Source organism: Flintibacter sp., assembly GCF_046973065.1.
In genome coordinates this window covers 19,846-45,767 of sequence record NZ_JBKVXZ010000001.1, presented here as the reverse complement: position 1 = coordinate 45,767, position 25,922 = coordinate 19,846, and the positions used below count along the sequence as shown (strand labels likewise).

Genomic DNA, 25,922 nt, shown 5'->3' with positions numbered 1-25,922 from the left:
GGTCTATTGCGGCCGCCAGGCCTCTTCCCCCAACGCCCGCAGCGCGCTGCGGATGCTGAGCGTATCCGACGGATTACCGGGCAAGCAGAGAGGTGCCTGCTGCAAAATCTCCACGCCCTCTGTCTCGACCCTCAGGTTATCGCCGTACTCCGCCCCTAACAGCGAAATCGCAAAAATCCCGCCGCTAGGAAAATACAGATCTACATCCCCGTCCGCACGCACCGAAATCGGTTGATCCTCACAGGAATAGGTATGGCAGGCAGCAAGGTGATCAAAGAACTGGACCAGCGGCCGCCGGCTCATCTTGTCTGCCAGGGCACAAAATGCGTCCGGATTCGCAAAATCTGACTTGTGCACCGACTCATCCTCCTCGGCATGGCCCATCACGGTATAGATTTCCCCCGGTGTAAGCCCGCAGTACACCATGGCCGTGGCAAACTGGTGCCGGCACAGGTAAGCGGTGGCCCGGCCTTCGCAATCCTCCGCCAGGTCCGGATCTGCCCGCATCTCCTGATAGGCTGTACGCATCAGGTCTTCCGCCACCCCTGCCAGCCGATACAGGTTTTTCATTGCCTCGTTTGTCTCCTTTTGTGTACATCGGCAAGCAACGTCCGTGCCCTTGCAGGCCAGAGGCAGATTCTCCACCACCTCCGGCGGAAACTTCTTCAAAAGCTTCCGCTTTCGATCCATCAGAATCTCCGTCAGAAAGTGGGGAACGGGCAGTAGGCGGAAGGCGTTGCTGGTCTTTCCTCCTGCCTGGGTCGTGCGGGCATCCTTGTTGCTGACCTCATAGCGCACCAGCGCCCAGTACCCCGGACGGACCTCCACCAGATGTTTGTATGAAAATCCGGTAGCCTCGCTGGTACGCACTCCCAAGCAGAGCATGAGCAAACCAGCTATCAGCTCCCCATGCTCGCAACAGTTGTCAATCATCCCTGCCGCCAGTGCAAACTCCACATCCAGAGAGATAGACCGGGGCGTACGCACGGCCAAATCGGCCAGGCGCGCTCCCTCTTCCTCCGGATCCTCACAGGGCAACACCTCAAGAGGCGCTCCATCCTCGGGCAGAATCCGATATTGGGGCAGCCCCCACAGCGTGGTCTGGGTCAGCCCCTGATCATACGCCAGCTCCATGATCGTCCGGATCACGACAGACGCAATCTGCAGATGGCTCTGAGACAGACCCGAGCCGCATAAATGATCCCAAAACGCCAAAAACTCATCTTCATCCAAATCTGCAAAAGCCACATCCAGCGGCATCTGCGGCAGGACTTTTTGGGCCATTACACGGTCATACTGTCTGGCGGTCGAGCGCGCCAACTTTCGCTCCTCCCGCAGCTTGGGCCAGAGCATCCGGTAGACCGCAGCGACGGTTGGCCGGCTATCCGCCGTCTGCTGGGGCAGCCTAAGGCTGGCGGGATGTAGCGGGTCATAATTGACCGGCGCGGTTTTGTCCTGAGCCGGCTTCCGGAGTTTCTGATTCAATCTATTGGCCATTACAGTTCCTCCCTTTTCTTAATTGTACCGATGACACCGTGGCGTGAGCAAACCGTAAGGTGAGATTCCGGCTGCGCCCTGATCAGCAGCTGACACCCACTCTGCCCCAGCTGTATCTCTTCTGTTGTGTGCAGGATGCGGCTGTGCCAGCGCGCCAGTTTACCCTGCAACTGCAACAGGACCTGCTCATTTCCCCAGTCCACATAGACAGCCCCAACCGTATGCTCCTGATGGAGCCCCAGGATGGTAGCCCGCTCCGCGTCATTGCAGCGGCATACCGCGCGTAAGTAGTAGTCCGCGGTGTTGCGCAGCAGGTCCGTGTGAGCCATAGTCGGCCGGTTTTCCCCCCGCAAGATACCACCCCGCTCCACAAAGGACAGCCGGGCGCCATCCCGGATGATCTTGTCCAGCACATCCCGCACCGCCGCCTTGTATTGTTGCGGTGACAGACGTGTGCCGTCCGCAGCCGCAATCAGCGGGGCGCCGCGGTCTGCCCGGGACTGTCTCTTGCATCTGGCGACCAGCCGGTGCAGCACTTGCTCCACCGCCTCGGTACACACCACCTTGCGGTAGCTGTTTGCGTCATCCAGCAGCTTGGTCATAGCTGGCATCTGCCCGCGAACCTGTTTATACGCCTTTGTCACCTCAATCCATGAGACCGATCTGCCCCGCTGCCAGTCACCCACCGTGAGTCCATATAGCTCAGGGACCGTCAGCCCTGTCAGGAGCTGCAGGAGCATAGCGTCATAGACGGCCTCGTCTGGGTGGGACAGGCACGTATCCAACAGGGCCGCCACTTCCGCCTCCGTCAGATCTCTCCTGGCCAGTCCCCGGCTGGCAATAGTGGACAGCCGCTCCCGGCATTTACGGGCCTGGGCCCGCAGGGGATTGTCGGAAAGCAGCCCATCCACGCGGCACGCACACTCCAATATATCTCCCAGGATGATCCAATCCACTCGCTCCGCATCCGTATAACCCCGCTTGCTCCGCTTGCGGTGGGTCAGCTGCTCCATTTTCTCTTCCAGTTTGGATGGATCGCCGCACTGGAGCAGCTCCACATCTCCCACCGCCGGGCACAGTCTCTCCTCCCAGTGGCACCAATAGTTCTCCGCCTTGCCGGCCCATTTGTTATAACTCTGGATCGCCCCACGGCGCAGGGCGGCGTAAGTCTCCAAGGTCATGCCAGGCCAGGTACCACTCCGGACGGCGTCAAGGATCACATCCGCGTGTTCTATGGCTATGCGTTGGATTTCCCTCTCCGCCCGAACGATCAAGTCCTGCGCTCCCTCTCCCTTTCTGCTGCACAGCGTGACCCCTCCTTTCTGCAGGGGCTTTCTGTTCGGCCCCAACAAATACAGGGTCGTTTTCCATCGCCCGTCTTTAATCTCACAAGGCTGGGCCACCCGATAGGCAAGCCCGCACCAAGTGGACACGGTTCCAGCCTGATATATCTTTGGTCTGCTCATTTTGGGACCTCCTTTTTGTAAAAATAAAAAAGTGCCTTACCTATACAGATAAGACACTTCTTTATAATTTATATATTTATTATACCATTTAACAAAAACAGAGTCAAATTGGCCCCTAGTCGGCACTATCAGAACCCAAACACCCTCTCACGCAGCGGCAGATTGCCCAGAACCGCCAGATACCGCCGCAGGGGAACGGCAGCATCCTCTTGTTCTGCCAACTGCTCCAGGTATCGGACTGCGGCCTGCACCATGGGTGATTCAGAATGAGCCGCAAAGTCATAGAACATCTCCCGGAACGCAAAGACAGAGGGGGTCCTCCGCTGAATGCGGTCCAGCGTCCCGATCAGCAGTTCCAGCAGCTCGCTGCCACGCATCGGGGGCTCTTCCCGGGCTAGAGTCTCCAACGCAGCGCGGCATTGGGCCAGCCAGGCATTCATCTCCTCGGAAAAGTGGACATCCCCGTCCGGCCGCCACCACCAGGCGCGGTCGTCATCTGAGCAGCGCAGGAACGTGGTGGTGTCCACGGGGACAACCGGTTCCGCTGGCGGGAGATTCCCAAAGTTCCAGCAGTCGCCTCCATCCCAACCAAAGGAGCGCAGCTCCTCCAGCAAGGCCCAAAAATCCTGGGCAAAGGCGTCGGCAAGCAGTTTTGCCGTGATCTCCACCGGAAGCATGGCGGCCATGACCGCGAAGCACTGCGGCGCTCCTTCCGGAAGCCGTTCCATATCCCGGTTTTTGAGGGCAGCTGTCAGCTGCTCCAGCTTTTTCCGATCCGGCTCCTCATCCCCCGCAGTGAACTCTGCCAGCGCCCGTTCCGCCCTGCTGATGCAGTCCAGGATGTTATGGGGTGCCCCCGAAGCCGACTCCGTACTCTCCCACAAGGCCTCCTGGTTGGCTTTGCGGGTGACGGTCAGATAGATGAGCATCCCCACGGGATCCATGGGCGAACCGTCAGCGAGCTGGGTCAGAGGATCATCATCCCGCCGGTAGTCTGGCAGTAGCTGGTAGACGCGCCACGGGTTGCTGGCCCGGCGGTTGTCATAGCGGCTTTGAAACAGGTCGTTGAGCCAGCCGATGATCTCTCGGGCGTCGTAGACATGGGCGTCCTCGCTGGCAATGCCGAAGGAGTCTGTATAAAACTCATAAAGTACATATACAGCGGAGCAGACCAGATTAAACTGGCGCCAGCCCACTTTGTTGGTATGGAAGCTGCAGGAGGTTGGATCATAGCCTCCGGTCTCCCAGGTATCCTGTTCAAAGTAGTTGTGGCAAAACAGGATGGTATCCTTCCCCGGCAGAGCCTGGGGCGGCTTTAACAGCCAAACTCGTTTTCCAAACAGGCTGACATCTTCCAGATCCAGCATCCCGCCCTGGTCCAGAATCGTCAGGACCCGCTGGGTGAATTCCTCCCTTTTGTCCTCCGGAATGGTCTGATCCCCAAAGTAACCCAGAAATGTTCCCATGTGCTCGCTCCTTTCGAAGTTGTTTCCTTTCCTGCTTTTGTCTCTAGCCAGGGACAACCCCACCCGGCTCCTTCCACTTCTTTCTCCGGCACACACGGGGCGCGGTGACAGGCTCCTGGGCCGGGTCCGCCTCAGGCCTGGGAACCCCGCCCCCGACCTGCAAGGACAGGCGGGCCACCGGGGCAACGGACTGCATAGCCCGGCGCATAGCCTCCTGATGGGGATGGACGTAGTAGTGGGTGGTGGTGGTCACGTCCGCATGGCCCAGCAGCCCGGAGACGGTGGCCACATCCACGCCGTTCTCAATGGCCCGGGTGGCGAAGGTGTGGCGCATGGCGTGGTACTTCACATGGGGCAGCCCCAGTCCGGCCAGCACATCCCCAAAGTAATGGCTCAGATTGTCCGGGTCCATGGCCCCGCCCTTGGCGTTATAGAGGATAAAGTCCTCTTTGGCCGGAGCCCGTCCGAAGGTGTCGGTAAAGCGCCGGTACTGAAAATCCAGAAGATCCAGAAGAATATCGGGCAAAGCCAGGGTCCGGCGGGAGGAGTTGGTTTTCGGTTCTGAATAGACCAGGCGGGTTTTCTTTCCCTGAGGCCGGGCAGAATCCTCCGTCACCCGCCGCACCGTCTCCCGGATGTGCAGCTCTCCCCGGGCGGGGTCGTAACAGCTCCACCGCAAAGCGCAGCACTCCCCCAGGCGCATCCCGCTGTACAGCGCCAGCAAGATCCCGGCGCTGTACAGGGTAAGATTCTGAAACAGCCACCCCTCCAGCACCTTCTGCTGTTCATCGGAGAGCACCTCCACCGTCCGGGAGGGACAGCGGCGGCACACGGTGCCGGGCACCGGGTTTTCCTTCATATGTCCGTCGGCCACCGCCCGCTTGCAGCACACATCCAGCACCACCCGGATGTTTTTCACGCTCTTACTGCTGAGCGGCCCGCCGGTGCGCAGGTTGCCGCACTCTCCCATCTGGTTCAAAAACGCCTGCACCACCGGGGTGGTCAGCCGCTCCAGGGAGCAGCGGCCCAGGCAGGGAAGGATATACTTCTCCAGGTTGTCCCGGTAGTGTTCATACCCGCTGGGCTTGGCCACCGGCTTGACATAGAGCTCCAGCCACTGACGGGACCAGGCCTGCAAGGTCATGGACTTCTTGTTCACAAAAGTACCTCCTTCCGCAGCCGGGGAGGCTCAAGCCTTCCCGGCGTATTCTTATACCGCACAGGGATCAATGCCTTCTTCCTCCCAGGTGGTCAGACAAAACTGATAGGGGCGGCCGGTGGGGTCGGTGAAGGAGTTCATCTTTTCCACCAGCGCCTCCACCTCCGGACAGTGGCGCCGGGCGATCAGCATTCCCTGGGTAATGGGCCGCCCATCCAGGGCACAGCCGTCCCAGTACATCCGCAGCTGGTACACATCCAGCGCCCGGGAGCCCGCCTTTTTCGCCTCATAAACCACAGTTCTGTCCCGATAGCTCACAAACAGATCCATCTTGGTGCCCAGATTCAAGGAACGGTAGGTGTCCTCTTCCTGGGCCACCCGCAGTACACCCTCCTCTACCGCCTTATTTTGTGCCAGCACCCGCACCAGCCGCTTTTCCACCGGCTCCTCCTTGGCTGGCAGAGGCACATTGCTGCGGATCCAGGCAAACAGGGCCTCCAGCCTGGGGTCGCCATCCCAAAACCCGGTTTTGGTGGGCTTGGTGGCGGGCAGAGCCGTCCCGTCCTTGGCCCGCAGGTCCACCTGTACCAGGAAGTGGTTGCGGCTGGGGTGGACCCGGCCGTTCCAAATCCGCCGGAACAAGCCCCGCTGGACCACCCGCCCGTTGCAGCGGATCTCTACGCCGCTGGACTCCATATTGCCTTTATAATACAAAAAGGTCTCCTTTCTGCCCCGGATCAAGCCGTAGCGGCACACCAGCTCCACCGGACCGCCCCCCAGGTCACAGGTGACGGCCGGGATCTCCTGGGTTCCGTCTTTATCCCAGATAGGGAAGAGGGGGCGTACCACACAGGTCTGCTTTCCTCCGTCCACCTCCAGCGTCATCTCGCCCCGCTGGAGCACCTGAGCATAGGTATAGGCCAGCTCCTCCACCAGGATCTCTACCAGGGTGTCAAAGCTCTTTTCCGCCCGGTCGCCCACCGGGCGCAAGGTCTCAAACCGCCGGCGGGTGCAGCGGAAGGAGATCGCCGTCCCGGTAGGGCGGATGAGCTTGCCCCAGCCCGCCCGGTACTGTCCCATCATGGGGGCTTCCTCCAATCCGTAGGGCCCCTCTACCAGCAGGTGCTGATCCAGCTCGTTGTCCTCCGGGGTGCGGGTTTGGATGCTCCAGACACACCCCTCGTCGTCCACACTGGCCAGGGCGTGTTTGAGCCCCATTCCATGCTCATTCAGCGGAGATTCCGCCCCGCAATGGCTGCCCAGGGTGAGGGCGGCGTGGATGTTGCGGATGCCGGTACCGGTGTCGATGACGTCCACATCCACCCAGCTCTCCTGCTCCCGCAGTACAATGCGCACCTTCCGGCTGGTCTGGGGATCCAGGGCGTATTTACGGAAGTTGGACAGGGCGTTGTCCACAAATTCACAGATGATTTCGGAAAAGCGGTCGAAGTTTCCGGAGATGGACTGCCACAGCTCCCGGCCATTGGGAGTGTTTTCAATGGGGAAGGTTTTCAGGGTACACATACATTTCATTCCTTTCAGGGCCGCATGGCCGCATGTTCGGAAAACAAAACACCGTGCAGGGCATAGGCCTACACGGTGGAAAAAAGGTATGAAAACCCTGCCGCACCTGGGGTTTCCCTTGCGCAGAGGGGGAAAAAAGGGTATACTAACCCTGCGGTGCGGACGCAGTCCGTTGTGTAGGTGGGCAAGCACCTGCGCAGGTTTAGATGGGTTGCTGCCCTTCTAAACTGCCGCTATTTTGTTTTCATACAAATTATAGTATATATGACGTCATATATCAATTGTATATGTAGCTGAAAAACCGGGCATCCATTTGTCGAAAATATATGACGACATATATTCTCTTTTATAATATAATTATGTATGGATTGTGTTAATCTGCGGGGTGTAGACTGTGACATATTCAAAATCTATGGCCAAAGCAATCAAAAAGTACGAACAAGAGAAAGTTGAACGCATTATGTTCCGCGTCCCGAAAGGGGAAAAAGCGCGCATTCAAGCCCACGCAGCCTCCAGGGGAGAGTCCACCAACGCTTTCATCTACCGCGCCATCAATGAGACCATTCAGCGGGAAGGAGAAACGGGGCAGAACCATGATTGACCGTGAACAGGAAAAGGGATTTTTTGATATGACTGCGGCAGAAATTGAAGCCGCCTGCAAAAAAGCGGTTGCGGAGCGCGAAGGCAACCCAACTATGGACTATGTAACCATGCTGGATGAAACAACAGGCAGAATCATCAAAAAATACAAGGACGGAAGGGTGGAGTACATCCTCCTCGGATAACAGTATGGTTCCGATCATTTGAATCTTCAAAAAAGGGTCTGCTGCAGAACGGCTTTGTTCTGCAGCAGACCCTTTTCTCTGCCGTATCCAACATCATTCGCTTTGGTAATCATCGCGCCTTTCTGCACGAATCTCTTTTACCATGTCTACAACACCTTGCTCATCCTTGATCCCAAGTTCATCCGCCGTGCCCCGGAAGGCTTTTTGTACTTCCAGCAGCGCATCAACGGGAATGGTGCTTTGACCGTTCGAGGTCATCTTTGCAGGTTCCATACTAAGCCTCCCTTTCACCTAAAGGTGTGTCGTAAACCCTTGTTTGCGACACACCTTTTCTTTTGGCTTATATTGCTTTAAAGAGTCAGCGACGGACTGCAGCGCAGCTGCTTATGATGGGTGCCCAGGTACTGCTCCAGAGAGTCATGGTCCACCAGAGCAGGGATCACCCCTTGCTTAGTGACACAGAATCCCGCTGCATGGCTTGCGATCTCCACCGCATCGGGCAATTCATGTCCATCCAACAAATAGACCGCTAAAGCAGAGATAAAGGCATCGGCCGCTCCCGTGGTGTCAACCACCGATACGGGAGGCGCATCATACCAAATTGCCTGCTCGGCATTGCGCAAATAGCATCCTCGATGCCCCAGCGTGATGATTACATTTTTTACGCCCTGCTGCAGGAAATAAACTGCCTGCTCCTCCACGCTTGAGAAGGGAGCCAGCGCCGCGGCCGCATGGCGGTTTGGAACCAGGATATCAATGAGCTGGTATAGCTCCGCGGAGATTTTTTCCCGGGCAGACGGTTTGAAAATTGTCTTGGCCTGATACTTTTTGGACAATTTGGCCGCTTGGAGCACACAGTCAGTAGGCGGTCCGGGATTGAGCAGGCAGTAGCCCGCATTTTGAAACATCGGTGCCATGGAGCGAATGTACTCGGGCGTGACCGCCTGGTTGGCGCCGGGCACCAGGGTAAGCATGCTCTCTCCGTCTTCCTGGACATGGATATAGGCCTTTCCGGTGGTATGGGCCAGATCCCGGCGGATTCCGCTGGTATTGACCCCGCCGCCGTTCAGTTCCTGCAGCGCCATAGTGGCATCGGCGTCATTTCCCACCTTTGCGATCAAACAGGCCGTCCACCCCAGCTTTGCTACCCCCATAGCCTGGTTTGCGCCCTTTCCGCCCAAATTGACCGACATATTATGACTGACTACGCTGCTGCCGATCTGAGGCAGGCTGGTAACGTTGAGCGTAATATCCGCATTGATGTTGCCCAACACAATGACATGCTTCTTGCGGGCATGGAAAGCCCGGTCCAGGGTCACGGAGCTGTTCAGGCTCAGGGCAGGACGCTCCGGCTTGGGAACCGCCTTCTGATCCTCACACTGGGCGATCAGATCCTCCACCAGCGTGCGTCCATATGTCTCGAAGGGGACCGCCTGCTGGGAAATCCGTTGGGAGGGAGTAGGTACGTCATCTGCAAGAGCAATGACGGATACATCATTGGGCACTGTATAGCCCACCGCGCTCAGCACATTGATGACATGCTGGGCAGACTGGGGAGTCACACAGGCAAAGGCACTCACACCGGAGGCCACCAGTTCCGGAAAGGAGCTGTCCGGCGGGAGGATCAGGTTGGGATCGTGAGGAATCCGGTTTTGATACAGACACTGCTCATAGCCCATACACAAAGGCGCAGAAAAAGTGCTGCTGGGCTGAGTCACAAAGGCAATGGTCCGGTGGGATAGATCCACCAGCTGCTGAGTCATGATCTGTCCCAGCTGACAGAACTGGTCGTGATACCAGTCGGGGATCGCCCCGTTGAAAATCTGATAGCAGATGTGCTGTTCCTGCAGCTGCTGCTCTACGGCATCCGTGTGGTAGATGACCGGCTCCCACAAAAGGCCGTCCACATGGTGGCGGGTGAGATTCTGAAAGTTGGATGCCTCCTGGGACTGGGACAGGGCGCTGTCAAACACGAGAACGGAATATCCCCGGTCTTTTGCACCCGCAATGATCCCCTTGAGAAGGGTTGAGGATGCGGACACGTTGCGCAGCATAACAGCCAGAGTAAAGCCCTTGCTGTTCAGCGCGCTTTTGATCTTGCTATATGGAACATAGTGGTTCTTTTTGGCAATCTCCAATACACGGTCAATGGTGGCTGGACTGATGTTATCGGCTTTATTGTTGATAATTTTGGAAACGGTAGAGACCGATACGCCAGCCTCTTGCGCAACATCCTTGATTGTCATAAAAAAATCATCCTGTAACTTAAGATTCGACCGCCGCGGGAAACCCTGCGTGCTGATCTGGAAAAACCGGGAAAGCGCAAGGAAAATTTGGATCAGACGAAATTTTCTATATTATGACTTTACGTTATTTCTTGTATTTTGTCAATGCAGAAATAGAGCGTTTTTGTAATTATTATTAAACGAAAGAAATTTCGTAAAATATTATACTATGCTTTTCATACAAAAAATTGTTGACTTTTGTAAAAACTGTGATATGCTGATGAAAGTTAAACCAAGGAGGGAAAGTGCAAGCGATATGGAGCAGATGAAGATTCTCGCCCCCTGCGGCATTTTGGGGTATGGCTTCCCCAAAGAGTCCTTTTTGAGGGGAATCGAGCAAAAGCCGGATGCTATCGTCGTGGATGCCGGAAGTACCGACGCCGGACCCCATAAGCTGGGAAAAGGCGTGGCAATTGTCAGTAACACGGCCATGTTCAAAGATCTGGAGCTGATTATCACTCACGGATACCGCCTGGGCATCCCCATGGTGATCGGCTCTGCCGGAGGCGCGGGCGGAAAGATCCATGTGGAGCGCACGCTCAATGTCATTTATGACATCATCCAAAAGCACAACCTGCAGGACCTGGATACCGCCGTGGTCTGGGGCGATATCGACAAGGACCTGGTGCGCAGCAAGCTGGAGCAGGGGAAGGTCCACCCCCTGGGCAACACCGTCAAACCCCTCACCGACCAGCGCCTGGATGAGACCAACGCCATTGTGGCCCAGATGGGACATGAGCCTATCTTAAAGGCCCTGCAGAGCGGAGCAAAGCTGGTGGTGTGCGGCCGCGCCTACGATCCCAGCCCCTTCGCTGCGGTCACCGCCTACTACGGCTTCTCTCTGGACTACGGCTATCACATGGGAAAAATTTTGGAGTGCGCCGCTTTGTGCGCCGTGCCCGGCACCACCAAGGACTGCATGATGGGCACCGTGGACAAAGAGGGCTTTGTGGTGGAGCCTCTCTCCGACCAGCGCCGGTGCACCAAGCTCTCGGTGGCTGCCCATACGTTTTACGAAAAAGAGCACCCCTACATCCTCCACGGTCCCGGCGTGGTCATGAATCTGGAGCAGTGCCGGTTCCTGCAGCTGACCGACCGAAGTGTCCGGGTGGAGAATAGCCGTTGCCTGCCCGCTCCGGTGTACCAGGTCAAGCTGGAAGGCGCCCGCCAGGCCGCCTACCGCACCTTTGTGATCGCAGGCGTGCGGGATCCTCTGATGATCCAGCAGCTCCCCCAGATCGAAAACGAAGCTGTGGAGCAGGTGGCACGCTATTACAGCGACGTCAGCCGGGAGGATTATCAGATCAACTTCTTCAACTACGGCATCAACGGCGTACTGGGAGACCTGGAGCCGGTTCAAACGCTGCCCCACGAAGTGGGCCTGCTCTTTGAGGTGGTCGCCAAGACACAGGAGATGGCCGATATGCTCTGCGCCACCCTGCGCTCTACCATTCTTCACTTCGGATACGAGGGAAGAAAGTCCACTGCAGGAAACCTGGCTTTCCCCTTTGCCCCCAGCGATGTTTCCTTTGGCCCTGTCTATGAGTTTAGTGTCTACCACCTGATGGATCTGGACCCGGAAGAGATTTGCGGGTTGTTCCCGGTGGAGCGTCTGGATTGGAGGACTTATGAAAAGCGCGAAATTGTATGATTTGGCCCAGGTGATCCGCTCCAAAAACAGCGGACCCTTCCAGACCACTCTGGATGTCATTTTTGACGACGAGGCTCTCTATCAGCAGATCAAAAACAGCGGCCAGATCACGCCCGAGCGCGTGGCCCAGTGCTACCACATGTCGGTGGACCGCATCTGCGAATTTGTGTTTTTTGACACCGCTCTCGGCTTCAAAATTACATTTGACCGGGCAATTTCTTCTGGAACGGTAGGTGACCGGGATGTCTACGGCGCTCAGCAGCATGCGCCGCTGGCCATGATGGAGATCCAGGTACAATAAGGGGGCGGATGTATGAAACGAAAAGAAGCTCGCTCTCTGGCCGTCCATTCCACCCTGCTGAACATCAAGCGCAGCCGGGTACTGTACTTAATGCTGGCCCCCGCCCTGATCTACTTTGTGGTCTTCAAGCTGCAGGCTATCCTGGGCATGGCCCTGGCCTTCTATGACTACCGCATCGTAGGTCCTCACGAGTTTGTGGGTCTCAAGCACTTCAAGGAGCTTTTCTCCACCCCCGCTTTCTGGCAGATCATGAAGAACACTCTGGTGATCAGCTTTACCAAACTGATTATCATCACTCCGTTCCCTGTCATGTTTGCCATCCTGCTCAGCCAGATGAAAAGCGGCAAGCTGAAGAAAATCACCCAGGTGGTCTCTTATCTGCCCCACTTCCTCTCCTGGGTCGTCATCGCCGGTATCTGGTTTGAATTTTTGGCCATGAACGGCGTGGTCATGGATCTGTGGGATGCCATGGGCGGTACCCGAACCAATCTGCTGACCAACAAAGACACCATCATCGGTGTGCTGGTAGCCTCGGAGATGTGGCGAAGCGTGGGCTGGGACTCCATCATCTATCTCTCCGCCATCCTGGCCATCAGCCCCGACCTGTACGAGGCCGCACGGCTGGACGGCGCCAACCGCTGGCAGATCATCCGCAACATCATTCTGCCCGCGCTGATTGCTCCCATCATCACCGTGCTCATCGTCAATGTGGGCGTGGTGCTGAACGTGGGCTACGATCAGATCCTGAACTTTCAGAATGACGCGGTGCTAAGTCGTGTGGACGTCATCGACACCTACGCTTACCGCATCGGCCTGCAGGGGACCCAGTACTCCTTTGCTACCGCGGCCTCCCTGTTTAAGAGCGTGATCAGCCTGGGTCTGATCCTTATCACCCACTTCACCGCCAAAAAACTGACCGGAAAGGGGGCCTGGTGATGCTGACACAGAAGAAAAAATTCAAACTGCCGCAGATTTCCTCCGTGTGCATCAACGGAATCATGGTCTTTGTCTTGCTCGTGGTTCTGGTCCCCATGCTCAACCTGGTGGCAAAATCCTTCTCCGATCCCGCCAAGGTGGCCGGAATGCCGGGCTGGCAGATCATTCCCGCTGGTTTCTCCCTGATCAACTACGAAATCATTTTCTCCAACCCCGCCATTTGGCGTGCTCTGCTCAACAGCGTGTTCATCACCGTGGTGGGTGTGGCCCTCAACGTGGTGGTCACTTCCATGGCCGCCTACGCCATGACCCGCCCCGTTCTCCCCGGAAAAAAGCTGTTTATGGCCTTTTTCATCATGATGATGATCTTTGAGCCGGGCATCATCCAGGAATATTTCGTCATCAAGGGGTTGGGACTGATGGACAACCTGTGGTCCATGGTCCTGTATAACACGGTCACGGTGTACAACCTCATTTTGTTGATGCGATTCTTCTCCGACACCCCCGAAGCCATCCTGGAGGCCGCTGCCATTGACGGCGCAGGACACCTGAACATTCTCTTCAAGGTCTTCCTGCCCATGAACAAGATCCCCATTATGACCGTGGGCATGTTCTACGCGGTGGCCCGCTGGAATGAATTCTTCCGCAGCAGCGTGTTCCTTACCAGCAACAAGAACACCGTTCTTCAGGTGTTCCTGCGGCGGTTCGTGGTGGAGGGCGACTCCACCGTCCTGGCCTCTCTGGGCAACATTGACCTCACCGGCGTCAATATGACCTCTCTGAAAAGCGCAACCATCGTTGTCGTTATCCTTCCCATCCTGTGCATGTATCCCTTCATCCTGAAGCACTACACCAGCGGGGTCATGCAGGGCGGAGTAAAGGAATAATGAAAAATAGGAGGAAGAAAAAATGAAAAAGCGCATCCTGTCCGCGGCACTTGCACTGGCTCTGATGCTCCCCATGTCTGGTTGTCTGCCTCAGAGCAATACCACCGGTTCTGGAAACAACACCTCCAGCAGCACCAGCCAGAACGTCGACCCCAACAAGCCCCTGGCCCTGGGCGATGTGGAAAATCCCGTCACCCTCACCATGGTCATCAAGGACCACTCTCCGGAAAACAAGGCGGATGCCGACTGGATCAAGCTGCTCAACGAGGAGCTGCTGAAGGCTGGCATCGGCGCTCAGGTGGAACTGGTGGCCATGCAGTCCGGCTCCTATTCCACCAACCTGGGCCTGATGCTCAGCGGCGGCAACATCCCCGACCTCATCTGGTTCCAGGGCGGCGACGAGGAGTTCGCCCTCACCCAGAAGATCCTGGTGGACATGACCGATTACGTGGAGAATTCCGTCTACATGAAGGACGCCATGGAGGAGTACCAGCTCCAGCGTCTGGAGAACTACCCCTACCTGGTCTACCTCACCCCCGCCTCTGTCAAGGTTCCCGTCATGCGCAGCGATGTGCTGGACTCTCTGAGCATCAAGGACGAGTTCCTGGCCAACCCCACCATCGACAACTACCACAAGCTCTTCCAGGAGCTCAAGGCCAAGGGCTATGAGGCCGTTTGGACCGTTCCCGGCGATCTGTCCGAGATCAACAACACCTTTGACCAGGCCTTCGGTCTGACTTCCACCTGGCTTAAGCAGGAAGACGGCTCCTACATCTACGCCCCTGTTTCCGATCAGGCCAAGGAGAAGCTGCAGTTCTATGCCCAGCTCTATAAGGAGGGCATCCTGGACAACGACTACCTGACCGACACCTGGGAGACCAAGGAGAACAAGTTCTACAGCGGCCAGACCGCCATCGTCTCCGGCACGCAGGGCGCCGTCATCGACGTCTACAACAACAACCAGGTAGCCGCCAACGGCGAGAGCGCCAGCCTGACCGTTTTGCCTCCCGCCAAGGGCGATGCCCAGGGCTACACCCCCTTCTCCGTGGCCAAGGAGACCCGCGGCATGGCCATCTCCGCCCTGTCCGAGCATCAGGATCTGGCCTTCCAGGTTCTGGACTTCATGTGCAGCCCCGAGGGCCGCTTTGTGGAGATCCTGGGCACCGAGGGCAACAACTACGAAGTGGGCGAGGATGGTAAGATCACCATCACCAACACCTGGTATGTCCCCATGTTCAACACTCTGAACAACTTTGACGAGTCCGTCCTCAGCAAGCCCTACTACTCCGACGTGGCCCAGTCCTCTCTGGACATGGTCAACGAGTACATGTCCCTGGACAACGACTTCGCCATCTCCAGCGACCTGACCGTCTCCTGGGACGCTGCCCAGAACGTGGTCTCTGAGTTCTATGCCGACTACATCATCGGCAACAAGACTGACGCCGACTGGGATGCCTTTGTGGCCTCCTTCTATGAGATGGGCGGTCAGGCTGTGACTGACTACGCCAACTCGGTCCTGAAGTAATCAAATCACCCCTAACCCAATGATGCAGGGCGTCTTGCCGCGCCCTGCATCACCTATGACACGAAAAGGAGAACGGATATGTTAACAAGACAGGAACTGCTTTCTAACCGTGAACTGCTGATCGACAAGACCCGGGGCGCCCTGTGCGGACTGGCCATCGGCGACTCCTTCGGCGACGCCGCCCGCACCCCCGACAATCAGCGGGATTATGGATTTATCACCGACTTCCACAAGGGTGACTCCTGGAGCACGGACGACACGGAATTTGCTCTCATGGTGGCCAAGACCATCATCGAAGCCGGCGGAGATTTCACCTCTCAGGACGTGGTAAATGCCTGGCTGGAAAACGTCGCGACTGAGGACGAGCTCAGACGCGGCGGCGTCAGCGAAGTGGAGGCCTGCAACAACCTGCGCCGCGGGATCCGTCCTCCTCACTCCGGCCGCTTCAACCCCTATCACCAGAGCGACGGAGCTGCCATGCGCAGCGGCCCCATCGGCATTTACTGCGCCGGTGACCCCGAGAAGGCCAAGTATCTGGCCCAGGTGGACGCCGAGGTCAGCCACAGCGAGGAGGGCGTGTGGGGCGCCCAGGCCGTGGCCGTGGCCGTCTCCCTGGCCATGGTGGACGCTACCATGGACGAGATCTGGGATGGCGTTATGAGCTGCGCTCCCAAGGATTCCTGGTTTGAGGAGACCCTGAAGCGGGCTGCGGACATCGTAGAACGTGCCCAGGGTGACATCGCCCAGGCCTGGATGCCCCTGCACAACGACCTGTTCTCCACTCACCGCTCCACCGTCTGCGAGGCGCTGCCCGAGGTATTCGGCTGCCTGAAGCTGCGCCACGAGAACTTCAAGAGCGGACTTCTGCTGGCCTGCAACTTCGGCCGGGATGCGGATACCATCGGCGCGGTGGCCGGCGCGGTTCTGGGCGCCCGCTACGGAGCCGGCAGCATCCCCCAGCACTGGATCAGCAAGACTCAGTTCCCCTCCGGCACCTGCCTGAGCTTTACCAAGGGGATCGATATTCTGGATTACACCGATAAGATCGCCGCTCTGATGAAGTAAAATAGGGAGAATCACCATGCAAAACGATTATCTGGCCCGCGTTTATGCCGGATTTCTTGGAATGAACGTAGGCATCCGGCTGGGCGCTCCCGTGGAGCCCACCATCTGGACCTACGAGCGGATCAAGGAAACCTACGGGGATATCCGCGGCTATGTAAAAGACTACAAGAACTTTGCGGCGGACGACGACGTCAACGGCCCGGTCTATTTCTTCCGCGCCCTGCGGGACAGCTCCAAAAACGGAGAGCTCACTCCTGAATACGTCGCCAAAGCTTGGCTCAACTACGCCCGGGACGGCATCGGCATGTTCTGGTGGGGCGGCTATGGCGTGAGCACCGAGCACACCGCCTACATCAACCTCACCCGAGGCATTCCCGCTCCCCAGTCCGGCTCTGCCGCCACCAACGGCAAGCTGCTCTCCGACCAGATCGGCGGTCAGATCTTCATCGACACCTGGGGTCTCATCTGGCCCGGACGGCCCGACAAGGCCGCCGACTACGCCCAGGCCGCGGCCAGCGTCTCCCATGACGGCGAGGGCCTCAACGGCGCCCGCTACATTGCCGCATGTATTGCCCTGGCCTTCCAGGAGCAGGACATCGGCAAGATCGTGGAGCTGGCGCTGAAGGAGATCCCCTCCGAGAGCCTGTACGCCAAGGTGGTGGAGGCGGTGATCGCCCACCACAAGGCGCACCCCGACGACTGGGAGAGCTGCCTGGAGATGCTGCACCGGGACTGGGGCTACGACAAATACGGCGGCGTGTGCCACATCATCCCCAACGCCGGCGTCTGCGTGCTGGCCATGCTGTACGGAGCCGGCGACTTTAACCGCACGGTAGAGATCGCCACCATGTGCAGCTGGGACACCGACTGCAACGCCGGCAACGTGGGCACCGTTCTGGGCGTGCTCACCGGTCTGGACGGCATCGCGCCCCACTACCGCGCCCCCATCAACGACGGCGTGGTCCTGTCCGGTATCTCCGGCTATTTGAACATTCTGGACCTGCCCACCTACGCCAAGGAGCTGGCCCGCACCGGGTACGCTCTGGCGGGAGAGGCCGTGCCCCAGGAGCTGGAGGAGACGGAGGGCGAGCTGCATTTCGACTTCGAACTGCCCGGCTCCACCCACAACTTCCGCACCTCCGACCCGTTCTTCCTCACCCTGAAGCACAGCACCGCTCAGGCCGCCCAAGGTACAGGCAGCCTGGAGATCCTGGTGGACCGCATGGTGCGGGGCAACCGGGCCAGAGCGTACTACAAGCCCTTCTACACCCGGGCAGATTTTTCCGACGAGCGCTATAAGCCCGTCTTCTCTCCCCAGGTATACAGCGGCCAGACCATGGAAATGCAGCTGTATTTCGACCAGTGGGCCGGCTGGGACAGCATCTTTGTCTCTCCCTATTTCCGCACGGTATCGGACCAGAAGATCCACACCCACGGTTTTATCAAGATCAAGCCCGGTCAGTGGCAGACCATCTCCTGCACTATTGAAGATACCCAGGGCGATATGATCGACGAGATCGGCATCGTGGTGGAGGGGGATACGCCTACTACCGTGAAGACGCTGGGCAAGCTCTATCTGGACGAGTTCCGGGTCTTCGGTAAGGCGGATTACTCCATTGACCTGGCTAAGCAGAAAAAGGAGCTGGCCACGGTTACCCCCTTCGCCGTGAACCACGGTGCCTGGGAGATCGAAAACGATCGTCTGGGGCTGATGTGCTGCGAGGAGAGCCTGGCCTACACCGGCAACTACTACGCCAAGGACATGCGCGTCCAGGCCGAGGTCGAGCTGGAAAACGGAGATTTCCCCGTCCTGCTTCTGCGCGCACGGGGCGCCAAGCAGTCCTACATGGCCGGATTCCGGGACGGAAATGTCTGCATTTGGCGGCAGGACTTCGGTCTGGAAGAGCTGGCCCGCGCCCCCTTCCCCGTGGAATATGGCCGCGCATACCAGTTGACATTCCAGGCCGTGGGAGATACTCTGTCTGTGGATGTTGACGGCGTTAATGTGCTCCAGGTTCAGGACAGCACCTTTACCAGCGGCATGGTTGGATTGGGCGCCTGTTCCATGGGCCGCACCTTCTTCGGAAAGCTCCACATCCAGGAACTGTAAGTTTTCCTTCCCACAAGGCAACGCAGCCCCCTGATACAGTCCTCTTTCTGTACAGGGGGCCGCTCTTATCACGCTATCAAAACGGAGGCAGTTTATGGGCAAAATTTTAACATTTGGATCGCTGAATGTGGACTATGTTTATCATGTCCCTCACTTTGTCGCCCCCGGTGAAACCCTGGCCGCTTCCAAACGAGAGGTCAACTGCGGCGGAAAGGGCCTCAATCAGTCCATTGCCGCTGCCCGGGCGGGTGCAGAGGTATTTCATGCCGGAAAAATCGGAGCAGACGGCCAGATTCTGACCGATATGCTTAGTCAAAGCGGCGTGGATATTTCCTACATTCAGCACAGCAGCGGCCCCAGCGGTCACGCCATCATACAGGTGGACCCCAGCGGACAAAACTGCATCCTCCTGTTTGGAGGAAGCAATCAGGAGATCACCACCCAGGAAGTCGATCAGGTTCTCGCAAACTTCGGCCCCGGCGACCGGATCATTCTGCAAAATGAGATCAACAATCTGTCCTATATCATGCAGCAGGCGGCTGCACGGGGGCTGGATATCGTCTTTAACCCGTCTCCCATTGACGCCTCCATCCAGTCTCTGCCGCTGGAGCTGGTCTCCCTGCTGGTACTGAATGAAATCGAAGGGGCCGCGCTGGCCGGGACAGAGGACGAGTCCCTTGTGCTGGAGGGGCTGCGCAAGCAGTTCCCCCGCTGCCGCATCCTGCTCACCCTGGGCAGCCGGGGGTGTATCTATGACGACGGCACACAGCGCATCCAGCAGAAGGCCTGCTCCGTGGAAGCGGTGGATACCACCGCAGCGGGCGATACCTTCACCGGTTACTTTGTGGCCGCCGATGCCGCTGGGCTTCCGCCCCAGGAGCGCCTCCAGCTTGCCACCCAGGCCGCAGCCATCGCCGTCTCCCGCCCAGGAGCCGCACCCTCTATCCCGGTTATGGCGGAGGTCAAACAATTTTCCCTTTGATTTTTTCATACTACTTCCTTCCCAATAAAGAGACAGAGGACCATCCCACGGATGGTCCTCTGTCTCTTTATCCATCAGGAAACGGAGTGGGGCAGCTCCATGTTCTGATACCGCTGCTGCATAGCCTGGTCCCCGTACCAGGTATCCAGCATATACTCCAGGTAATTGCTGGGCACAGACCCCCGGCTGCGCTCCTCCATCCGCCAGAAGGCCGCGGCAGAGAGGAGCATATCCAAAGCAAGCAAGACCGCCAATCCCGCGAATATGGCTTGTCCGCTTTTGCGGGGGATCTTTTCTGCCAAGCGGAGCAGATACGGAGCCAGCCAGTATACCCACACCACTCCGGCCAGTCCCCAAAAGACTGCATACAGGAAGTTCGTGCGTCCATCCAGGTTGAGAGGCAAATAAGAATAGTCCCAGAACAGGCGTTGAAACACCCGCTCCAAAAGCAGGCTGGTCAGGTACTCAAAGCCGCCGCCCAGGATGACTCCGCTCCCAAAGACCGCCCATTTGCCGTATCGGCGCAGGGGAGCAAGGACCAGTGTCATCAGCACAGCGCCCAGCCCCCAGACAACGCTGATAGCTCCGTAGAGCAGGCTGCTGCGGCTCATCAGAACGCCGGTTCCCAGCCACACGGCCCCCATTTCAAACAGGCACCCCAAAAAGGCACTGCTCAGAAAGAGGAAAAACCACTGATGCCAGCGTAGCTTGGGCACACGAAACGGCCCGGAGGCTGCCTCCGCCGAGGAAAGGAGGACAAGGAGAAGAAGGAGCAAAATAATAAAAATTGCCATGGATTTACCTGCTTTCTGCGCTCGATCATAACGAAATATTTCTTCTGGATCTGTCTATACCCATGGTATCATGGCGCAGATTTTCATTCGGTTGTCCACACAACCCAGTCGAAATGTGGAAAAAATAAAAAACAGGACGCTTTTGTGCGTCCTGTTTTCAGTGTGTCTGTGGTTACGGAGTGCCTGTGCCGGGGGCTGTCTTGCGGGAAATGAGGGCGGTGACCAGATCGCTGACTCCATCCGCCACCAGGGCGGCGCCGAAGATCATAATGGCCAGCTGAGCCACATGGAAGGGATTGACCACCAGCAGAACTCCCAGAGCAATGGGGATCAGGGAGGAGAGGACCAGGGGGATCAGGATGGGGGGCTTGGACTGAATGGCGGCAATGGCCAGCGGAGCTTTTCCCACACCGTCTACCAGCAGCAGCGCACCCAGGACCAGGGGAAGGAAGGAGAGGATGGCCTGGGGCCAGGAGATGGAGAAGATGGCGAAGGCCAGGGGCAGGACGGCCAGGAAGAGATCGCCTCCGGAGGTCCGCTCCATTTTGCGGCCCTGGATATACCGCCACAGGTGGCTCACGGCGTAGACCGCCGCGCCCGCGGCCAGGGCCCATACAAAGACGGAGCCGCTGGCGCCGGGGAAGAGGAGCAGGGGGAGGCCAAGGATGATATAGAGCAGTGCGATCCAGATAGAGGCTGTCCGGGACCAGAAAAATTGCAGTTTCATAGTAATTTTCTCCTTAGATTCAAAATAACGTAGGGTGAAACGAGGGACAGCCGGAACCGGACAGCCCGTGGAATCAAAACTCATTTATACCAGATCGTAGCGGTACAGCAGCTCCATCAGGGTGGTTCCGTCCAGCTTGTCCAGTCCGGCGCGCAGAGCGATCTTCAGATGCAGCGGCAGCTTCATTTCAGTCAGCTTCCGTCCGTCCAGCAGATAGCGGGTGGCATTGCGCAGGCAGCGGACGTCATAGACCGAACTGTACACTTCCGGCACACCGCGCTCTACATCCAGCAGGGTGTAAACCGCCTCCATGGCTGTCCGTACCGAATACTCGGTGGTGAAGATGGTGTCCCGCTCCGTCTGAGCAAACTGTCCCAGGAAGGCGAAGTTCACGCAGCCCTCGGGCACCACATCGGGCCGGTCACCCGCAGCGCGGGGCATAAAGAAGGCGGTGACGTAAGGCATCATACAGGGGACCGTGCTGGCGCTCTCCCGGGCCAGCTCTTCGATGAGGTTCTCCGGCACACCCAGGTGATACAGCCACTCCATGCAGATCTCGGCTCCCGTGCACTCCTCCATGGCTTTTCCCACATAATCGCCCGTCTCATTGGGATAGAGGCCGTAGATCCAGCCCACCAGCTGCTCCTTGGGCTGGGCTTTGAAGTGGGGCTGGCGGTTGAAGGTCCAGCTCATCAGCCAGGCGGAGTCTTTTACTGTCACGATCCCGCTGGTCACCACCTTGCCGGAGTAGGGGTCCCGCTGGCAGACCTCCTGGATATAGGGGGCGATCCTGTCATCCAGAAGGGTGACGGTGGCCGACTCCCATTTGGTGGCCTGAATATCGGAACAGAACTTCTCCGGACGCCCGAAGAGGGGATTTTGTGCCGCGAGGTGCTTCCACAGGGACCAGCTGCTCCCTTCGCCGCTCTCTACCGCAAGCTGGGGCGGGTGGTCGTTGTCCCCCAGTGCTGCGCTCTCGGTGCAGGAGCCGTTGGTGACAAAGACCAGGTCGTTCTCGGTGAGCTCCATCACTTTCTCCTTGCCGTCACGGAGCAGGATCAGCTGGTGGGCGACCTTTTTATCCGGGAAGAAGTGGAAGAGTACATTGGTCACCCGGACGTTATAGTGGAACTGAACGCCGTGTTCCTTGAGGTAGGACACCAGGGGGAGGATCAGGGACTCGTACTGATTGTACTTGGTGAATTTCAGCGCCGACAGGTCGGGCAGGCCGCCGATATGGTGGAGGAACCGCTGCAAATACAGCTTCATCTCCAGGGCCGAGTGCCATTTTTCAAAGGCGAACATGGTCTGCCAGTAGAGCCAGAAGTTGGACTTGTAAAACTCCTCATCCAGCACATCGTCAATGGTCAGGTCATAGAGCTCATCGTCCGGCGTAAAGAACAGCCGCATCAGCTGCAGCGCCACCTCATCGCTGAGTTCAAACCGGTTTCTGGTATCGGCGCTCTCACCCCGGTGCAGGGTGGCCCGGTTTTTGGAGAAATTGGGGTCGTCTTTGTTCAGCCAGTAGAACTCGTCCAGCACGCTGGCGTTTTCCACCTCCAGAGAGGGGATGGAGCGGTACAGGTCCCAGAGGCACTCGTAGTGGTTCTCCATCTCCCGGCCGCCCCGGATGACAAATCCCAGCTCGGGGATGTGCAGTCCGTCGCAGGCGCCGCCCGGAAGAGAGGCCTCCTCCAGAATGTGGATGTGGTCGCCGGGCATCTGGCCATCCCGGATAAGGAATGCGGCGGCGGAGAGACTGGCCAGGCCGGAACCTACCAGCCAGGCGGACTTGGCGTCCACGTCTTTGGGCTTGCGGGGGCGGGCAAAAGCTTCATAATTTCCATTGGTATAGTACATAAATCGCACCTCCTAGTAAGTAGTCCAGCCATTTGGCTGGTAGGTTTTCCCTATGAACCTATCTTAGTCCTTTGGGATGGGATTGCAGGTTGTCCACACAACGGAATGGATTTTATTTATTCCAGCAGGCCTTCCCAAACCTCCTTCCCGTCGGACTGCGTGTAGCGGTGGGCATTGGCCGCCTCACAGATGTCGTCATAGGCCCAGTGAAATGCCGGTACATCCAGGAAGGTGTACAGTCCCGTATGGCCGGAGATAAAGTCCGGGTCAGCCTTGCGGCCCAGCATGCGGTTTACCATCACGGACATTTCTCCCCGTGTCACCAGGCGCTGGGGGCAAAAGCTTCCATCGGGATAGCCGGAGATCCAGCCGTAGTCTGCCGCGCTGAGCACGGCCTCGTAGTACCAATCCCCCGGGTGTACATCGGGGAAGGAGCTGTCGGGACTGGACACCCGGTGTGCAAACCCCATTGCCATGGTCACAAATTCCGCTCGGGTGATGGGCTGGTCCGGCAGGAACCGGTCTTCTCCCACACCGGAAACCAGCCCCAGGGAGGCAAGGGTGTTGACCGCCTTGGCATACCAGGCGTCGCTGGGCACATCGGAAAAGCCGGCCGTTACCGGAATATTCGCATCGTTCAGCAGCCCGTAAAAAATCTGTGCTGCCTGTGCCCGGGTCAGGAAATCATCCGGACCAAACCAGTTTCCGGGATAGCCGGAAACATAGGCATCGTGGTCTTTGGTGTTGAAATAGTCCGACACACCGGTATCATCGGGGGACACAGGGGTGTCCAGAGGGACAAAGCGGGCGGATATGGTGTGATTTTTGGTCACGGGAGCAAAGCGGTAGGTGCGCTCTGTATCCACCGGCTTGCCGTCTACCAGAACAGCATCCAGGCGGTAGCCTTTGTTGGCGCGCATGGTGAAGCCGGGAGTCTGACCCCGGGTAACCCGAACCGTTCCGCTGGGCGTGATAGTCCCGCCCCCTGTGGCGTTTGCGGTGATCACGAAGGTCTGGCTGCTGCTGTCACCGCCGCCGCTGCCGGTGTTCTCCGTGAAGATGCAGCTGACCGTTCCGGTATAATTTCCTTGGAAATGAATGAGAAAGCGAACGCTCCCACCTTGCTCTTCAAACTCGGTCACATAGTCCTTACCCTTTTCCAGGGTCCAGTCTCCGTGCCGGATGGCCAGATTTTCCGCCTCTGCGCGGCTGGTGATCTGGGGAATGGGCAGCCGGGTGCCGTCATAGGGGGCAACCTGGACCAGGACGGGGATATGCTGCACCACCTGATAGTCGATCCAATCCTCCGGCACATAAAAGGCCAGGTGGGTCTGCTCTCCGGCATTGCCTACCCGCAGGCTCCCGTTTTCCCAGAAAAACTGGGGCTCCAGGGATACATCCGCCAGATAGTCCCCGTAGGTGGCCGTCTTTGTATCCGGGGCAAGGTACTCCGGAATGGCGGGATCAATTCGGAAGGAAGCTACCGCCTCCAGGCCCTGATACTGGGCAGTCTCCTCCACCAGAGCCTGGACGTACCACGTCCCTGCGCGGGTGGGCATTTCAGGCTGGAACGGCCCCTGGGGGGAAGATCCGTAGCGGAATGACACATTGCCAAAGGCGGACTGTGCCACCGGCTGGGGCGCCGGCTGTCCATAGGTCCAGTTTTCCATGCTCAGCGGCACGGTCCAGCTGTTTTCCCCTGTCACCGAGACAGAGGTATCCAGAGCCGCGATCCCATCCGTATAGCGGTATGTGAGCAGCTGGTTGGGTGCGTCCAGCTGGATACGGTCCTCCAGCAGGGTTCCTCCGCTAAGCTGACTGATGTAGCTGGACTCGGCCCATGGAGCAAGCTCGTTCAGGGGAATGCTGTTTTCTCCCTCCGGCAGAGGGAAGGAGACGGGACGCTGTCCGGTCAGATTACAGAAGGTAACGCTGTCCTGGGGCAGCCGGATGGCCAGCAGGCGGTTGCCTCCGGCATAAACAGTCTCCAGGTTGGTGTTGCCGCTGAGGTCCAGGGCGGTGATCTGATTGTCCGTGCAGTTCAGGAAGGTGAGCTCGCTCTGATTGGACAGGTCCAGGCTCTCAATCCGGGTGTGGTTCCACAGCAGGGTATCCAGCTACGTATTGTGAGACAGGTCGGCCTGTGCCAGGTCTCCCCCCAGCACATGGAGGGTATGGAGCTTGGGATTCCCGCTCAGGTCCAACTCCGCAAGGGGACTTCCTCCCCAGGCCAGGTAGCTTAGATTGGGAACGTCATGCAGGTTCCATTCAGATAGGTTGGAATGGAAGCAGTAGAGGTGTTCCAGCGCGGGTGCACCGCTCAGATCCAGGGTCTCCAGCCTGGGATTTTCATTGCAGGTCAGCGACGTCAGCGCGGGCAGATCGGGCAGCTCCAGGCGGACCAGATCATTTTCACTGCAATTGAGCTCCTCCAGTGCGTCAAACCACTCCAGGCCGCTTAAATCCTGAATCCCCAGCTTCCGAAGGTCCATCCGGGTAACCGCTTCCCGCTCCGCCTGGGAGAGAGCGCCGTCTCCATCGGTATCTTTCTCTTGCACCCAGCGCAAAAACGCCGGGTCAGGAAAAGAAGCAGAATCAATGGGAACAAGCCCTGCTTCCGCGCTGCCGGTCATGACCATACCCGCAGTGATACTCAGCACCATCAGCAGGGCGAGTCCTTTTTTCCATAATTTCATCGCAAGTTCCTCCTTGTAACATAGCAAGCGGGTGTGTTTTTTGCCGCTAGGAAAAGTATGGAGGAAATGGAAGGTGGATTCGGTTGTTTATGCAACGAAAAACAAAATTTTGCCCCGCTCCCCGCGTTCCTCTGGAATTGACAAATCTCCCTTCTTTGGCTATGGTTATTCTAGGAGTGTAAGAGACTGGAAAGGAGCCGGATGGA

At 57.9% G+C, this 25,922-nt stretch carries 22 protein-coding genes; 10 read left to right on the top strand and 12 right to left on the bottom strand.

Features of this window, described 5'->3' with window-relative positions; translation table 11 throughout:
- Positions 1 to 3: 3 nt before the first annotated feature.
- From ACLTXB_RS00215 to ACLTXB_RS00195, 5 genes are all read right to left on the bottom strand, one after another.
- Positions 4 to 1,497, bottom strand: coding sequence for a hypothetical protein (locus ACLTXB_RS00215; RefSeq protein ID WP_428225961.1), 1,494 nt, complete (start codon positions 1,495 to 1,497; stop codon positions 4 to 6).
- Entirely contained in the window at positions 1,497 to 2,963 is a 1,467-nt protein-coding gene (locus ACLTXB_RS00210; protein ID WP_428225960.1) for a hypothetical protein, read from the bottom strand. Before ACLTXB_RS00210 ends, ACLTXB_RS00215 begins: the two co-directional genes overlap by 1 nt.
- A 128-nt stretch (positions 2,964 to 3,091) precedes the next feature.
- A complete protein-coding gene (locus tag ACLTXB_RS00205; protein ID WP_428225959.1) occupies positions 3,092 to 4,429 on the bottom strand; it encodes a hypothetical protein in 1,338 nt (445 codons plus the stop codon).
- A gap of 43 nt (positions 4,430 to 4,472) precedes the next feature.
- A complete protein-coding gene (locus ACLTXB_RS00200) occupies positions 4,473 to 5,588 on the bottom strand; it encodes a tyrosine-type recombinase/integrase (protein ID WP_428225958.1) in 1,116 nt (371 codons plus the stop codon).
- A 51-nt stretch (positions 5,589 to 5,639) separates the two neighbouring features.
- Complete coding sequence (locus ACLTXB_RS00195) at positions 5,640 to 7,112, bottom strand: hypothetical protein (protein WP_428225957.1); 1,473 nt, start codon at positions 7,110 to 7,112, stop codon at positions 5,640 to 5,642.
- Between the two features lie 412 nt (positions 7,113 to 7,524).
- On the opposite strand from ACLTXB_RS00195, the gene ACLTXB_RS00190 reads away from it, so the two are divergent.
- Positions 7,525 to 7,713 carry a hypothetical protein gene (locus ACLTXB_RS00190; RefSeq protein WP_428225956.1) on the top strand — a complete coding sequence of 63 codons (189 nt, stop codon included), beginning with the start codon at positions 7,525 to 7,527 and terminating at the stop codon, positions 7,711 to 7,713.
- A complete protein-coding gene (locus ACLTXB_RS00185; protein WP_110442352.1) occupies positions 7,706 to 7,897 on the top strand; it encodes a hypothetical protein in 192 nt (63 codons plus the stop codon). Before ACLTXB_RS00190 ends, ACLTXB_RS00185 begins: the two co-directional genes overlap by 8 nt.
- A gap of 93 nt (positions 7,898 to 7,990) precedes the next feature.
- On the opposite strand, the gene ACLTXB_RS00180 is transcribed toward ACLTXB_RS00185, so the two are convergent.
- A complete protein-coding gene (locus ACLTXB_RS00180; protein WP_302668726.1) occupies positions 7,991 to 8,170 on the bottom strand; it encodes a hypothetical protein in 180 nt (59 codons plus the stop codon).
- 77 nt (positions 8,171 to 8,247) lie between these two features.
- Positions 8,248 to 10,143: a PfkB family carbohydrate kinase gene (locus tag ACLTXB_RS00175; protein WP_428225955.1), complete on the bottom strand. Its 1,896-nt coding sequence runs from the start codon at positions 10,141 to 10,143 to the stop codon at positions 8,248 to 8,250.
- 295 nt (positions 10,144 to 10,438) lie between these two features.
- Here ACLTXB_RS00175 and ACLTXB_RS00170 point away from each other — a divergent pair, with 295 nt between their 5' ends.
- The 8 genes from ACLTXB_RS00170 to ACLTXB_RS00135 all read left to right on the top strand — a co-directional run bounded on the left by ACLTXB_RS00170 (position 10,439) and on the right by ACLTXB_RS00135 (position 19,639).
- Positions 10,439 to 11,833: an acyclic terpene utilization AtuA family protein gene (locus ACLTXB_RS00170; protein ID WP_428225954.1), complete on the top strand. Its 1,395-nt coding sequence runs from the start codon at positions 10,439 to 10,441 to the stop codon at positions 11,831 to 11,833.
- Entirely contained in the window at positions 11,811 to 12,134 is a 324-nt protein-coding gene (locus ACLTXB_RS00165) for a DUF4387 domain-containing protein (protein WP_428225953.1), read from the top strand. The genes ACLTXB_RS00170 and ACLTXB_RS00165 overlap by 23 nt, the downstream gene beginning before the upstream one ends.
- Positions 12,135 to 12,146: 12 nt before the next feature.
- Complete coding sequence (locus ACLTXB_RS00160) at positions 12,147 to 13,070, top strand: ABC transporter permease (protein ID WP_302668722.1); 924 nt, start codon at positions 12,147 to 12,149, stop codon at positions 13,068 to 13,070.
- On the top strand, positions 13,070 to 13,957 hold the full coding sequence (locus ACLTXB_RS00155) for a carbohydrate ABC transporter permease (RefSeq protein ID WP_428225952.1): 888 nt from the start codon (positions 13,070 to 13,072) through the stop codon (positions 13,955 to 13,957). Before ACLTXB_RS00160 ends, ACLTXB_RS00155 begins: the two co-directional genes overlap by 1 nt.
- A 22-nt stretch (positions 13,958 to 13,979) precedes the next feature.
- Positions 13,980 to 15,482 carry a hypothetical protein gene (locus ACLTXB_RS00150; protein ID WP_428225951.1) on the top strand — a complete coding sequence of 501 codons (1,503 nt, stop codon included), beginning with the start codon at positions 13,980 to 13,982 and terminating at the stop codon, positions 15,480 to 15,482.
- Positions 15,483 to 15,560: 78 nt separating this feature from the next.
- The gene (locus tag ACLTXB_RS00145; protein WP_428225950.1) at positions 15,561 to 16,547 is read left to right on the top strand and encodes an ADP-ribosylglycohydrolase family protein; all 987 of its coding nucleotides are present in this window, start codon (positions 15,561 to 15,563) and stop codon (positions 16,545 to 16,547) included.
- 16 nt (positions 16,548 to 16,563) lie between these two features.
- Positions 16,564 to 18,657: an ADP-ribosylglycohydrolase family protein gene (locus tag ACLTXB_RS00140; RefSeq protein ID WP_428225949.1), complete on the top strand. Its 2,094-nt coding sequence runs from the start codon at positions 16,564 to 16,566 to the stop codon at positions 18,655 to 18,657.
- Between the two features lie 94 nt (positions 18,658 to 18,751).
- Positions 18,752 to 19,639 (top strand): ribokinase, encoded by an 888-nt coding sequence (locus tag ACLTXB_RS00135; RefSeq protein ID WP_428225948.1) that lies wholly within the window; start codon positions 18,752 to 18,754, stop codon positions 19,637 to 19,639.
- Between the two features lie 74 nt (positions 19,640 to 19,713).
- Here the strand turns inward: ACLTXB_RS00135 and ACLTXB_RS00130 are convergent, their stop codons facing one another.
- The 5 genes from ACLTXB_RS00130 to ACLTXB_RS00110 all read right to left on the bottom strand — a co-directional run bounded on the left by ACLTXB_RS00130 (position 19,714) and on the right by ACLTXB_RS00110 (position 25,716).
- Positions 19,714 to 20,433, bottom strand: a complete 720-nt coding sequence (locus ACLTXB_RS00130) for a putative ABC transporter permease (RefSeq protein ID WP_428225947.1) — start codon at positions 20,431 to 20,433, stop codon at positions 19,714 to 19,716.
- A gap of 172 nt (positions 20,434 to 20,605) precedes the next feature.
- On the bottom strand, positions 20,606 to 21,160 hold the full coding sequence (locus ACLTXB_RS00125) for a DUF308 domain-containing protein (protein WP_428225946.1): 555 nt from the start codon (positions 21,158 to 21,160) through the stop codon (positions 20,606 to 20,608).
- A gap of 84 nt (positions 21,161 to 21,244) precedes the next feature.
- Complete coding sequence (locus ACLTXB_RS00120; protein WP_428225945.1) at positions 21,245 to 23,020, bottom strand: oleate hydratase; 1,776 nt, start codon at positions 23,018 to 23,020, stop codon at positions 21,245 to 21,247.
- Between the two features lie 116 nt (positions 23,021 to 23,136).
- Complete coding sequence (locus ACLTXB_RS00115; protein WP_428225944.1) at positions 23,137 to 24,690, bottom strand: S-layer homology domain-containing protein; 1,554 nt, start codon at positions 24,688 to 24,690, stop codon at positions 23,137 to 23,139.
- A gap of 447 nt (positions 24,691 to 25,137) precedes the next feature.
- A complete protein-coding gene (locus ACLTXB_RS00110) occupies positions 25,138 to 25,716 on the bottom strand; it encodes a hypothetical protein (protein ID WP_428225943.1) in 579 nt (192 codons plus the stop codon).
- Between the last annotated feature and the right edge of the window lie 206 nt (positions 25,717 to 25,922).